At 70.0% G+C, this 13,443-nt stretch carries 9 protein-coding genes; 7 read left to right on the top strand and 2 right to left on the bottom strand.

Going from position 1 to position 13,443, the window contains the following annotated elements:
* Positions 1-5 precede the first annotated feature (5 nt).
* From ACZ60J_RS11605 to ACZ60J_RS11595, 3 genes are all read left to right on the top strand, one after another.
* On the top strand, positions 6-1,148 hold the full coding sequence (locus tag ACZ60J_RS11605) for an acyl-CoA dehydrogenase family protein (protein ID WP_469680877.1): 1,143 nt from the start codon (positions 6-8) through the stop codon (positions 1,146-1,148).
* A gap of 87 nt (positions 1,149-1,235) precedes the next feature.
* Complete coding sequence (locus tag ACZ60J_RS11600; RefSeq protein ID WP_469680875.1) at positions 1,236-2,450, top strand: acetyl-CoA C-acetyltransferase; 1,215 nt, start codon at positions 1,236-1,238, stop codon at positions 2,448-2,450.
* Between the two features lie 80 nt (positions 2,451-2,530).
* Positions 2,531-4,711, top strand: coding sequence for a 3-hydroxyacyl-CoA dehydrogenase NAD-binding domain-containing protein (locus ACZ60J_RS11595; RefSeq protein ID WP_469680873.1), 2,181 nt, complete (start codon positions 2,531-2,533; stop codon positions 4,709-4,711).
* A gap of 48 nt (positions 4,712-4,759) precedes the next feature.
* On the opposite strand, the gene ACZ60J_RS11590 is transcribed toward ACZ60J_RS11595, so the two are convergent.
* Both ACZ60J_RS11590 and ACZ60J_RS11585 read right to left on the bottom strand, forming a co-directional pair.
* A complete protein-coding gene (locus ACZ60J_RS11590) occupies positions 4,760-5,425 on the bottom strand; it encodes a maltokinase N-terminal cap-like domain-containing protein (protein WP_469680871.1) in 666 nt (221 codons plus the stop codon).
* Positions 5,388-6,164, bottom strand: a complete 777-nt coding sequence (locus ACZ60J_RS11585) for a MerR family transcriptional regulator (RefSeq protein ID WP_469680869.1) — start codon at positions 6,162-6,164, stop codon at positions 5,388-5,390. Before ACZ60J_RS11585 ends, ACZ60J_RS11590 begins: the two co-directional genes overlap by 38 nt.
* Before the next feature lie 102 nt (positions 6,165-6,266).
* Here ACZ60J_RS11585 and ACZ60J_RS11580 point away from each other — a divergent pair, with 102 nt between their 5' ends.
* From ACZ60J_RS11580 to ACZ60J_RS11565, 4 genes are all read left to right on the top strand, one after another.
* Entirely contained in the window at positions 6,267-8,138 is a 1,872-nt protein-coding gene (locus ACZ60J_RS11580) for an AMP-dependent synthetase/ligase (protein WP_469680867.1), read from the top strand.
* 120 nt (positions 8,139-8,258) lie between these two features.
* Positions 8,259-9,944 (top strand): aspartate-alanine antiporter, encoded by a 1,686-nt coding sequence (aspT, locus tag ACZ60J_RS11575; RefSeq protein ID WP_469680865.1) that lies wholly within the window; start codon positions 8,259-8,261, stop codon positions 9,942-9,944.
* A gap of 43 nt (positions 9,945-9,987) precedes the next feature.
* Positions 9,988-11,691: an aspartate-alanine antiporter gene (gene aspT, locus ACZ60J_RS11570; RefSeq protein ID WP_469680863.1), complete on the top strand. Its 1,704-nt coding sequence runs from the start codon at positions 9,988-9,990 to the stop codon at positions 11,689-11,691.
* Positions 11,692-11,719: 28 nt separating this feature from the next.
* Positions 11,720-13,378, top strand: coding sequence for a bifunctional aspartate transaminase/aspartate 4-decarboxylase (locus tag ACZ60J_RS11565; RefSeq protein ID WP_469680861.1), 1,659 nt, complete (start codon positions 11,720-11,722; stop codon positions 13,376-13,378).
* The last annotated feature ends 65 nt before the right edge of the window (positions 13,379-13,443 follow it).

Below are 13,443 nucleotides of genomic sequence, written 5' to 3'. Positions count from 1 at the left end.
CCGAAATGAAGCGCCAGATCTTCGACGCCGACCACGAGGCGTTCCGCGAGACCGTCCGCACCTTCCTCACCAAGGAGGTGCTGCCGCACTACGAACAGTGGGAGAAGGACGGCATCGTCAGCCGCGAGGCCTGGCGGGCCGCCGGCCGGCAGGGGCTGCTCGGCCTGGCCGTCCCCGAGGAGTACGGGGGCGGCGGGAACACCGACTTCCGGTACGCGGCGGTGATCGCCGAGGAGTTCACCCGGGCGGGCGCCGCCGGGCTCGCCATCGGCCTGCACAACGACATCATCGGGCCGTACCTGACCTCGCTGGCCACCGAGGAGCAGAAGCGCCGCTGGCTGCCCGGCTTCTGCTCCGGCGAGACCATCACCGCCATCGCGATGACCGAGCCGGGCGCGGGCTCCGACCTCCAGGGCATCCGGACCACCGCCGAGGACGCAGGCGACCACTGGGTGCTCAACGGCTCCAAGACCTTCATCTCCAACGGCATCCTCGCCGACCTGGTGATCGTCGTCGCGAAGACCACCCCCGAGGGCGGGGCGCACGGCATGTCGCTGCTGGTCGTGGAGCGGGGCGCGGAGGGCTTCGAGCGCGGCCGCAACCTCGACAAGATCGGCCAGAAGGCGCAGGACACCGCCGAGCTGTTCTTCAACGACGTCCGCGTCCCCAAGGAGAACCTGCTCGGCGAACTCAACGGCGCCTTCCTCCACTTGATGACCAACCTCGCGCAGGAGCGGATGGGCATCGCGATGGCCGGCATCGCCGCAGCCGAGTACCTGCTGGAGATCACCACCCAGTACGTGAAGGAGCGCGAGGCCTTCGGACGGCCGCTCTCCAAGCTCCAGCACATCCGCTTCGAGATCGCGGAGATGGCCACCGAGTGCGCGGTCACCCGCACCTTCCTCGACCGCTGCATCACCGACCACTCCAACGGGGAGCTGGACCACGTCCACGCCTCCATGGCGAAGTGGTGGGCCACCGAACTCCAGAAGCGGGTCGCCGACCGCTGTCTGCAACTGCACGGCGGATACGGATACATGACCGAGTACCGGGTCGCACGGGCCTTCACCGACGGCCGCATCCAGACCATCTACGGCGGCACGACCGAGATCATGAAGGAGATCATCGGCCGTTCCCTGCTGGGCTGACCTTCCTCCTTCCCTCCCCTCCCTGTTCCCCGCCTCCCGCCTCCCTTGACCCTCCCCACGCCTCCGCACCCCCGAAAGGCTTGACCAGTGAGCACCGAAGCGTACGTATACGACGCGATCCGCACGCCGCGCGGCCGAGGCAAGGCCAACGGCTCCCTGCACGGCACCAAGCCGATCGACCTGGTCGTCGGCCTCATCCACGCCCTGCGCGAGCGCAACCCCGGCCTGGACCCCGGCACCATCGACGACATCGTGCTCGGCGTCGTCAGCCCGGTCGGCGACCAGGGCTCCGACATCGCCCGGATCGCGGCGATCGCCGCAGGGCTGCCGGACACCGTCGCCGGCGTCCAGGAGAACCGCTTCTGCGCCTCGGGCCTCGAAGCCGTCAACATGGCTGCCGCCAAGGTCCGTTCGGGCTGGGAGGACCTGGTCCTCGCGGGTGGCGTGGAGTCGATGTCCCGCGTGCCGATGGCCTCGGACGGCGGCGCCTGGTTCAACGACCCGATGACCGGCTGGGGCACCGACTTCGTTCCGCAGGGCATCGGCGCCGACCTGATCGCCACCATCGAGGGCTTCTCCCGGCGCGACGTGGACGAGTACGCGTCCCTGTCCCAGGAGCGGGCCGCCGCCGCCATCAAGGACGGCCGCTTCGCCAAGTCGGTCGTGCCGGTCACCGACCGCAACGGCCTGGTGGTCCTGGACCACGACGAGTTCGTCCGCCCCGGCACCACGGCCGACACCCTCGCCCGGCTGAAGCCCTCCTTCGCGGACATCGGCGAACTCGGCGGCTTCGACGCCGTCGCCCTGCAGAAGTACCACTGGGTCGAGAAGATCGACCACGTCCACCACGCGGGCAACTCCTCCGGCATCGTCGACGGCGCCTCCCTCGTCGCGATCGGCTCCCGCGAGGCGGGCGAGCGCAACGGCCTCACCCCGCGTGCGCGGATCGTCTCGGCCGCCGTCTCCGGCTCCGAGCCCACCATCATGCTCACCGGCCCCGCCCCGGCCACCCGCAAGGCCCTCGCCAAGGCTGGCCTGACCATCGACGACATCGACCTGATCGAGATCAACGAGGCCTTCGCCGGCGTCGTACTGCGCTTCGTCAAGGACATGGGCGTCTCGCTGGACAAGGTCAACGTCAACGGCGGCGCCATCGCGCTCGGCCACCCGCTCGGCGCCACCGGCGCGATGATCCTCGGCACCGTCGTCGACGAACTGGAGCGCCAGGACAAGCGCTACGGCCTCGTCACCCTCTGCGTCGGCGGCGGCATGGGCGTCGCCACCATCGTCGAACGCCTCTGACTCGTCCTGATCCCCGATCTTTGATCCCCGATCAACGATCCCAGATCCCTGATCCCACCCCTGACACGGAAGTTGCGAACATGAGCGAGTCCACCACGATCCGCTGGGAACAGGACGAGACCGGCGTCGTCACCCTGGTCCTCGACGACCCCAACCAGTCCGCCAACACGATGAACCAGGCCTTCAAGGACTCCATCGCCGCGATCGCCGACCGCGCCGAGGCCGAGAAGGACTCCATCCGCGGCATCATCTTCACCTCCGCCAAGAAGACCTTCTTCGCCGGCGGCGACCTCAAGGACATGATCCGGCTCGGTCCCGAGCACGCGCAGCTGGCCTTCGACACCGGCACCGCCATCAAGGCCTCGCTGCGCCGCATCGAGACCCTCGGCAAGCCCGTCGTGGCCGCCATCAACGGCGCCGCTCTCGGCGGCGGTTACGAGATCTGCCTGGCCTCCCACCACCGGGTCGCCCTCGATGCGCCCGGCTCCAAGATCGGCCTGCCCGAGGTCACCCTCGGTCTGCTCCCGGCCGGCGGCGGCGTCACCCGCACCGTGCGCCTGATGGGCATCGCCGACGCACTCCTCAAGGTGCTGCTGCAGGGGACCCAGTACAACCCCCAGCGCGCCCTGGACAACGGTCTGGTCCACGAACTGGCCGCCACGCCGGAGGAGATGCTCGCCAAGGCGCACGCCTTCATCGACGCGAACCCGGAGTCGAAGCAGCCCTGGGACGTCCCCGGCTACAAGATCCCCGGCGGTACGCCGTCCAACCCGCGGTTCGCCGCCAACCTCCCGGCCTTCCCGGCCAACTTGAAGAAGCAGCTGAACGGGGCCCCGTACCCGGCTCCGCGCAACATCCTGGCCTGCGCCGTCGAAGGTGCCCAGGTGGACTTCGACACCGCGCTGACCATCGAGGCCCGCTACTTCACCGAGCTGGTCACCGGGCAGACCGCCAAGAACATGATCCAGGCGTTCTTCTTCGACCTCGGGGCCGTCAACGCCGGCCGCAGCCGCCCGCAGGGCGTGGCACCCCGCAAGGTCGCCAAGGTGGCCGTGCTCGGCGCCGGCATGATGGGCGCCGGCATCGCCTACTCCTGTGCCCGCGCGGGCATCGAGGTGGTGCTGAAGGACGTCACCCCCGAGGCCGCCGCCAAGGGCAAGGCGTACTCCGAGAAGCTGCTCGACAAGGCCCTGTCCCGGGGCCGTACCACCGAGGCCAAGCGTGCCGAGCTGCTCGCCCGGATCACCCCGACCGCCGAGGCCGCCGACGTGGCGGGCTGCGACGCCGTCATCGAGGCCGTCTTCGAGGACACCGCCCTCAAGCACAAGGTGTTCCAGGAGATCCAGGAGTTCCTGACCCCGGACGCGCTGCTCTGCTCCAACACCTCCACGCTGCCCATCACGGGCCTCGCGGAAGGGGTTTCACGGTCGGCCGACTTCATCGGGCTGCACTTCTTCTCGCCCGTGGACAAGATGCCGCTGGTCGAGATCATCAAGGGCGAGCGCACCGGCGACGAGGCCATTGCCCGCGCCTTCGACCTCGTACGGCAGATCAACAAGACCCCGATCGTGGTCAACGACTCGCGCGGTTTCTTCACCTCGCGGGTCATCGGCCAGTTCATCAACGAGGGCGTCGCCATGGTCGGCGAGGGCATCGAGCCGGCGTCCGTCGAGCAGGCCGCGGCCCAGGCCGGTTACCCGGCCAAGGTGCTCTCCCTGATGGACGAGCTGACCCTCACGCTGCCCCGCAAGATCCGCAACGAGACCCGCAAGGCCTTCGAGGCCGAGGGCCGGGCGTGGGCCGAGCACCCCGCCGACACCGTCATCGACCGGATGGTCGACGAGTTCGGGCGCCCCGGGCGCAGCGGGGGCGGCGGCTTCTACGCGTACGACGAGGCGGGCAAGCGCGCCGGGATCTGGCCGGGGCTGCGCGAGCACTTCACCAAGGAGGGGTACCAGATCCCCTTCGAGGACATGAAGGAGCGGATGCTCTTCTCCGAGGCGCTGGACACCGTCCGCTGCTTCGACGAGGGGGTGCTGACCTCGTACGCCGACGCCAACATCGGCTCCATCATGGGCATCGGCTTCCCGGCCTGGACCGGCGGGGTGATCCAGTACATCAACGGCTACGAGGGCGGACCGGCCGGGTTCGTCGCCCGCGCCCGCGAGCTGGCCGAGAAGTACGGCGAGCGCTTCACCCCGCCCGCCTCCCTGGTGGAGAGGGCCGAGCGGGGAGAGAGGTACGCCGACGGAGCTGCCTGACCCGGGTGACCGGGTGACCCGGGTGACCGGGTGACCTGACCGAGCCGGTCAGGGCGTGACGTGCGTGCGGAGCTCCGCGAAGAGGCCCCGGCGGGCCGCGCCGCCGGGGGTGGTCCAGCCGGCGGTGAGCCGGCCGGCCGCCTCCCGGGGCTCCGCCCGCGCGTCGTCCCCGGGGATCAGGACGCGCGTCAGGGCGATCGTCGCGGCGCCCGGCAGGCGCACGTCCGTGCCCCGCGCGGTGTCGGTGACTTCCGGCCACCCCTGGAGGGCGGCCGGGAGCCCGGATCCGTCGCACCACGCGGTGACCGAGGGGTCGCTCGCACCGCTGTCGCACTGGTCCTGTGCCACGGCGCGGCCCTGGATCAGAGCGAGCAACTGGCCCGCGAGCACCGGGTCGTGGGCGCCGTCGTAGATCCAGCGGGTGCCGAGCACCCCGTGCTCGGAGGTGCCCACGAGGGCGGCTCCGGCGCCTTCGAGCGGGGCGCCGCGGTAGGTCAGCGGCACGAGGTAGGGGGTTTCCCGGCCGCCCGAGCGGTCGGTGAGCACCATGAACTCGATGCCGACCTCCCCCTCCGGGTCGTCGAGGCGGAACCCGCCCGAGCGGTCGAGCTCGGGGGCGTGGCCGGTGGCCGCGTACCACGGCCGGGTCGGAAGCCAGGCAGTCAGAAGCTCCGTCTTACCGGGCTTCATGGTGGTCTTGTAGATCATCGCCATGGCCTGAACCTACCGGCTCCGAGACGAAAGCAGCCTTCAACTCCTCCTTCAACGAGCGCTGGAACGCGGTCACCAGGGCCTGCACCACCATCGGCTGCATGTGCGCGGAGAGCGCCTTCATCGACTCCACCCGCTCCGGATCGCTCTCGCCCTCCGTGAACGGCCCCCACACTTCGTCCCGGAACAGCGCGGTCAGCTGGTGCGCCGCCGTCCGCGCGTGCCCGAGCAGCACCTCGCGCGCGACCAGGATCGTCTCGTGGGCGATCGGTACGTCGAGCAGCGCCACCCCGAGCCGCAGCAGCCCCACGTCCACCCGGAAGCCCTCGGGGGTCGGCTTCAGCACGTTCATGGCCGTCAGCCGCCGGATGTCGGCCTCCGTCAGCGCCCGCCCCGCCCGCTTCTCCAGCTCCGCGCGGGAGGAGTCCAGCGCCGCGTCCGGGGCCCAGGTCGCCACCAGCGCGCGGTGGATGGCCAGGTCGTGGGCGCTCAGGTCGTCGGGCAGGGCGTCGAGATACCGCTCGATGGCGGACAGGGTCATGCCCTGGTGCTGCAACTCCTCGATGAGGGCGAGGCGGGACAGGTGCTCCGGGCCGTACCGGCCCACCCGACGGGGTCCGATCACGGGAGGGGGCAAAAGCCCGCGGGTGCTGTAGAACCGTACGGTGCGGACGGTCACACCCGCCCTGGCCGCCAGTTCGTCGACGGTCAGCGACGCCGGCTCCGGTGCCTGGGTGGTCATGGGCTTTCCGCCTTGCTCTCTGATCAGCGCTTCTCTTCGCAACGGCTCGTGTTCAACAGTATTGCTGTCGCACCAACGATGTGAAACGGCCAGGAGCTGCCCATGCCCACGAAACTGCGACTGCCCGCACCTCCCGAAGAGCTCACCCTGCCCGCCCTGCTGGCGCGCAACGCCGCCGAGCACGGCGACCTGCCCGCCCTCTCGTGGCGCGAGGGCGCCGAGGGCACCGACGGCACGGCCTGGACCACCCTCAGCTGGTCGGACGTCCGCCGCAAGGTGGCCGTCCTCGCCGCCGGCTACGCCTCCCTGGGCGTCGAACGCGGCGAGCACGTCCTGCTGATGATGGGCAACCGCCCCGAGCACTGGCTCACCGACCTCGCCCTGATCCACCTCGGCGCCGTCCCCGTCACCGTGTACGGGACCTCCGCGCCCGAGCAGATCGCCCACATAGCCCGCCACAGCCGGGCCCGGCTCGCCGTGGTCGAGGGCGCCCGGGAGCTGGCCCGGTGGGAGCCGCTGCTGAGCGATCCCGGCACCCCGCTGGAGAAGCTCGTCGTGGCCGAGGCCCCCGAGGCCGGCCCGCACCCGACCTACGCGTCGGTGTACGCCGGCGGGGTCCACCTGCACCGGTCCGAAGCCTTCGAGAAGGCCTGGCGGGAGTCCCGTTCCGAGGACCCGCTGACCGTCGTGTACACCTCGGGCACCACCGGCGACCCCAAGGGGGTGCGCCTGACCCACCGCAACATCGTGCTCCAGTCCGTCCGCCTCGACCGGCAGGTCGAGCTGCCCGAGCACGCCGAGCACCTCTGCTACCTGCCCTTCGCCCACATCGCCGAGCGGATCCTCGGCATCTACCTCCCGCTCCTGCGGGCCGCCCACGTCCGCCTGTGCGCCGACCCGGCCGCCGTGTCGGTCGCGGTGCGCGAGCTGCACCCGGTGCAGTTCTTCGGCGTGCCCCGGGTGTGGGAGAAGCTGGCCGCCTCCGTACGGGCGGTGCTCGGGCGGCTGCCCGAGGAGCAGCGCGCCGCCATCGAAGCCGCCAACGACCTGGCGCGGGAGCGGGCCGGGCACCGGGAGCGCGGCGAGGAGGTCCCGGCCGGGCTCGAAGCCTCGTACGCCGCGGCCAAGGAGCGGGTGCTCGACCCGCTGCTGACGCTGGCCGGGATGGACCGGCTGGTCTGGACGGCCAGCGCCACCGCGCCGATGCCGATCGACGTGGTCCGCTTCTGGGCGGGCTGGGGGATCACCATCATGGACGCGTGGGGGCTGACCGAAACCTCCGGCGTGTGCACGGTCAACAGCCCGGACGGCTTCCGGCTGGGCTCGGTGGGCCGCCCGATCGAGGGGCTGGAGCTGCGGATCGCCGAGGACGGGGAGATCTTCACGCGCGGGGAGACGGTCTTCGGCGGGTACCTGCTGCCGGACGGTTCGGTGGAGAGCGCCTCCGACGCGGAGGGCTGGTTCCCGACGGGGGACATCGGGCGGCTCGACGAGGCGGGGTTCCTCTGGCTGACCGACCGCAAGAAGGAACTGATCATCACCTCGAACGGGAAGAACGTCTCGCCCGCCCTGGTGGAGAACACCGTCAAGGAACACCCGCTGATCGGGCAGGCCCTGGTGCACGGCGACGGCCGCTCCTACCTCGTCGCCCTCCTCGTCCTGGATCCCGAGCTCGGCCCGGCCTGGGCGCAGGCCCACGGCATCGACGCCGCGGCCGCCACGCCCGCCGAGCTTGCCGCGCACCCGGCCGTACGGGAGGAGGTCGCCCGGGCCGTCGCGGCCGCCAACGCCCGGCTCAACCGCACCGAGCAGATCAAGCGCTACCGGCTGCTGACCGGGGAGTGGGGTCCGGAGTCGGGAGAGCTGACCCCGTCGCTGAAACTGCGCCGCCGGGTGGTCCGGGAGAAGTACGCGGAGCTGATCGAGGGGCTGTACGCCGAGCCGTACGTGCAGGATCCGGACGAAGCCCCGTAGAAGGAGCCGTCACACGAATGGCCCTGCCCGGTGGGCGGAAGATCACTCACCGGGCAAGGGTGGGGGAATGTGCATATGCCCTGAACTCGCCACGCCGCCCGGAAAGGGCGGCTGATCGCCATGGGTGTGCTGCAGGACCACCCCGAACTCGCCCTGTTCCTCTGCCTCGCGGCCGGATACCTCCTCGGCAAGGTGCGCGTCGGCCCCATCACCCTCGGCGGCATCTGCGGCACGCTGATCGTGTCGCTGCTGCTCGGGGCCTGGGCCAAGATCGAGATCGACGCGGACGTGAAGACGATCTTCTTCGCGCTCTTCATCTTCGCCCTCGGCTACATGGCCGGACCGCAGTTCTTCGCCAACCTCAACCGCAAGAGCATGCGCTTCTTCGCGCTCTGCTTCATCGAGCTCGTCAGCGTGCTCGGCCTCGCCTACTTCCTGGCCAAGGCCTTCGGCCTCGACGTCGGCACCGCCTCCGGCATCCTCGCCGGCGCGGCCACCGAATCCGCCGTGGTCGGCACCGCCACCGAAGCGATCGGAAAACTGCCCGACCTGACCCCGGACCAGATCTCCACGTACCAGGGCCACGTGGCCACCGCGTACACGGTCTGCTACCTCTTCGGCCTGGTCACCATCGTCATCTACACCAGCCAGATCATGCCGATGCTGCTCCGCATCAACCTCGCGGACGCCTCGCGCTCCCTGTGGGAGAAGATGCGCGGCGGCGGCTCCGGCGCCGGCCTGGAGCCCGACGAGCGCGAGTCGATGCCCGGCCTGGTCGGGCGCACCCACCTGGTCACCCTCGCCGACGGCCGCACCGTCGGGAACCTGGAAGCGGCCTTCGGCGGCGGAGTCACCGTGGAGGCCGTCCGGCGCGGCTCCAAGGACCTCACCCCCGCCCCGGACCTCGAACTCACCCTCTCCGACCTCGTCCTCGTCGTCGGCCGGCGGTCCGACGCCATCGCCGCGGGCCGGGCCATCGGCCCGGAGACCCCGGGCATCCCCGGGGTGGACACCCCGCTGGCCACCCGTCAGGTGGCCATGACCGACAAGGCCATCGCGGGGAAGTCCCTGGGCGAACTCCGCTCCACCCACCCGGACTTCGCCCGTAGCGGGGTCTACGTGACCGACGTGCTCCGCGGTGAGCAGCACCTGCCCGCCAACCCGGACACCGTCGTCGAACGCGGTGACGTCGTCACCCTCGTGGGCGCCCGCTCGGGCCTGAACCGGATCGTCGCCAAGATCGGCACGGTGGCCAAGAACGACTCCACCGACTTCATCTACCTCGGTCTCGGCATCGCGCTCGGCTCGCTCATCGGGCAGATCGTGGTCCGCCTCGGCGGGGTCCCGCTCTCGCTCGGCACCGGCGGCGGCTGCCTCATCTCGGGTCTGCTCTTCGGCTGGTTCCGCTCCCGCCGGCAGACCTTCGGCGCCTTCCCGCCGCAAGCCGCCACCACGATCAAGGACATGGGGCTCGCGGTCTTCATCGCCTGCACCGGCCTGACCTCGGGCCCGCAGGCCTGGCCGCTGCTCAAGGAGTACGGGGCCCTGCTGCCGTTCGCCGGGATCGCCATGGTCCTCGTACCGGCCACGATCTCGCTGGTCGTCGGGCGCAAGTTCCTGAAGATCGAGAAGCCGCTGCTGATCGGCGCCATCGCCGGACAGCAGTGCTCCACACCGGCCATCACCTCGGTCACGCAGGTGGCGCAGAGCTCGGTGCCGATGCTCGGCTACACGATCACCTACGCGCTGTCCAACTTCCTGCTCCCACTCACCGGCCCGATCCTCGTCGGGATCCTCGGGGCCTGATCCCCCTTCGCCCCGCCCCCAACTCCCTTCGGACGGCGCCCATATGATCGACTTCCTCAACCGGAACATCTTCCAGCCGCATCCCGAGCTCCTGGTCTTCATCGTCGTCGCCCTCGGCTTCCTCGTCGGGAAGCTGCGCTGGAAGGCCATCGGGCTGGGCGCCGTCACCGGCTGCCTCATCGTCGGACTCGTCTTCGGCGCCCAGTTCAAGATCACCGTCGACGGGACCGTGAAGAACCTCTTCTTCACGATGTTCCTCTTCGCCCTCGGCTACAAGGTCGGCCCGCAGTTCTTCCGCGGCCTGAAGAAGGACGGCCTCCCGCAGGTCGTCAACGCGGTCGTCGTCTGCGTCACCGGCCTGCTGGTCTCCTGGGGGTTCGCCGTCATGCTCGGCTACGGACCGGGGCTCAGCGCCGGTCTGCTGGGCGGCGCGCTCACCCAGTCCGCCGTCATCGGCGTGGCCCAGGACGCCATCGGCAACCTGCCCGGCCTCTCGGCCGACCAGATCAAGGAGCAGCAGGACTTCGTCGCCGTCGGCTACGCGGTCACCTACCCGCTCGGCACCATCCTCTGCGCGATGCTCCTGGCCAACGTGCTGCCCCGGCTCTACCGGCGCAACCTGGCGGCCGAGAGCGCCCAGATCGCCAAGGAGATGGACGCGCCCAGCGACAACCCCGACCTGCACGAGGGGTACTACGAGATCGTCCTGCGGGCCTACACCATCCAGCGGCCCGACCTCGTCGGCCGGACCATCGACGACTTCGAGAACCAGCAGAAGGAACTGGGCCACCGCATCTACCTCACCCGGGTCCGCCGGGACGGGCAGATCCTCGACCACACCCAGCAGACCACCCTGCTCGAAGGCGACGTCGTCGCCGTCAGCGCCCTGCGCGGATCCCTGGTCGCATTCGACGCCCGCACCCACATCGGCCCCGAGACCGACGACGTCGAACTCCTCGGCTACCAGACCGAGACGCTGCACGTGGTCGCCTCCGAGAAGGAGCAGCTCGGCAAGACCGTCGCGGAACTGCGCGCCGAGCCGTTCATGGTCGGCGTCTACATCGACAAGCTCTACCGCTCCGGCGCGGAGTTCCCCTACCGGCTCACCACGCCGCTGGAGCGCGGCGACACCCTGATCCTGTCCGGCCCGAAGCGGCTGGTGGACCCGGCCGGCAAGGTCATCGGCAAGCCGGTGCCCACCAGCTTCGCCACCGACATGATCTGGGTGGGCCTCGGCATCTTCCTCGGCGGCTGCCTGGGCATCCCGGCGCTCACCGCCGGCGGGGTCCCGATCTCGCTGTCCACCTCGGGCGGCGCGCTGATCATGGGCCTGGTCTTCGGCTGGATCCGGGGCAGGTACCCGACGTACGGCAACGTCCCGCCCGGCGCGCAGTGGTTCATGGACACCCTGGGGCTCTGCCTGTTCATCGCGGTCGTCGGCATCAACGCCGGCCCCAGCTTCACCAGCGGGCTGTCCACCGCCGGCTGGGGACTGCTGGTCTTCGGAGCCGTCGCCACTCTGATCCCGCTGATCGTGGGCTTCCTCGTGGGCCACCACGTCCAGAAGATCCGCTTCCCGATCCTGATGGGCGTCCTGGCAGGTGGCCAGACCACGACGGCAGCCATCGGCGCGGTCAACGAGGCGTCCAGATCCCAGGTCCCGACGCTCGGTTACACGATCCCCTACGCGATCGGCAACGTGCTGCTGACCATCTGGGGCGCCGTGATCGTCATCCTCAACCACTGAACGAACCCTCCAACCTAAGGAAGCCACCGTGCCGGAGACCACCTTCAGCCGCGAGGAGATCCAGTCCTTCGCCCAGCTCAGCCCGTTCGAGCTGAAGGACAAGTTCATCCAGCTCGCGACGGCCGCCCAGGCCGACAAACCCGGCCAGAAGGACACCACCGCCCGCGCCATGCTCAACGCGGGCCGCGGCAACCCCAACTGGATCGCCACCGGACCGCGCGAGGCCTTCTACGCACTGGGGTACTTCGCCCTGGAGGAGTCCCGCCGGGTGTGGACCGCGGACAACCTCGGCGGGATGCCGGAGAAGAAGGGCATCGGGGAGCGGTTCGAGTCCTGGACCCGGCGCCACCCGGACCTGCCGGGCGTGGAGATGCTGTCCGCGTGCGTCCAGTACGCCCTGTCGCGCTGGCCGTTCGACAAGGACGCCTTCGTGCACGAGCTGACCGACGCCATCACGGGCGACAACTACCCGGTCCCGGACCGGATGCTGATCCACGCGGAGCACATCGTCCGCGGCTACGTCGCCGACGAGATGTTCGGCAAGAAGCCGCCGGAGGGCAACAACCTGTCGCTGTTCGCCACCGAGGGCGGCACCGCGGCCATGTGCTACATCTTCGACTCGCTGATGAAGAACGGGATCCTGAAGAAGGGCGACAAGATCGCCCTGATGACCCCGGTGTTCACCCCGTACATCGAGATCCCCGAGCTCGACACCTTCGAGTTCGAGGTGGTCAACGTCTCCGCGAGCCTCTTCGCCGAGACCGGCGTCCGCCAGTGGCGCTACCCGGAGGAGGAGGTCGCCAAGCTGGCCGACCCCTCCGTGAAGCTCGTCTGCCTGGTCAACCCCTCCAACCCGCCCTCGCTCGCACTGAGCGAGCGGGTGGCGAACCAGATCAAGGACATCGTCGCCACCAGCAACCCGAACCTGCTGATCGTCACGGACGACGTGTACGGCACCTTCGTGCCCGGCTTCCGCTCGATCGCCGCCGACCTGCCCCGCAACACCCTGCTCGTGTACTCGTACTCCAAGCACTACGGCTGCACGGGCTGGCGGCTCGGCGTCATCGGCCTGCACGACGACAACGTCATCGACGAGATGATCGCGGGCTTCCCGCAGGACCAGAAGGACCGGCTGGCCAAGCGGTACGGCACCCTCAGCCTGGAGCCGGAGAAGATCCGCTTCGTCGACCGGCTCGTCGCGGACTCCCGGTCGGTGGCCCTCAACCACACGGCCGGCCTCTCGCTGCCGCAGCAGACGATGATGGTGCTCTTCTCGCTCTTCGACATGCTGGGCGAGGGCCAGGCGTACAAGGAGCGCATCCGGCAGATCGTCCACCGCAGGCTCGACCTGCTGCTGGAGGGCGCCCAGATGAAGATCTCCGACGACGACAAGCGGGCCGGGTACTACATCGAGCTCGACCTGCTGGCCGAGGCGGAGCGGGTCCACGGCAAGGACTTCGCGGACTTCCTGGAGAAGAACTACGAGCCGGTCGACCCGCTGTTCCGGCTCGCCGAACAGACCTCGGTGGTCCTCCTCAACGGCGGCGGCTTCGACGGCCCCCAGTGGTCCGTGCGCGTCTCGCTGGCCAACCTCGACGACCTGGACTACCTGAAGATCGGCCACCACCTGCGGGAGATCTTCCAGGACTACGCGAGCGAATGGGAGCGGGCGAAGGCGGGCGGCTGACGGCCGGAAGCGACAGGAAGGGGGTGCCCGCCGGATCGCGGCGGGCACCCCCTTCCCGTGTGACG

The organism is Streptomyces sp. NPDC104226, assembly GCF_055584085.1.
Note: the sequence above shows the minus strand (reverse complement) of the source record. Positions and strands in the feature narration are given on the sequence as shown.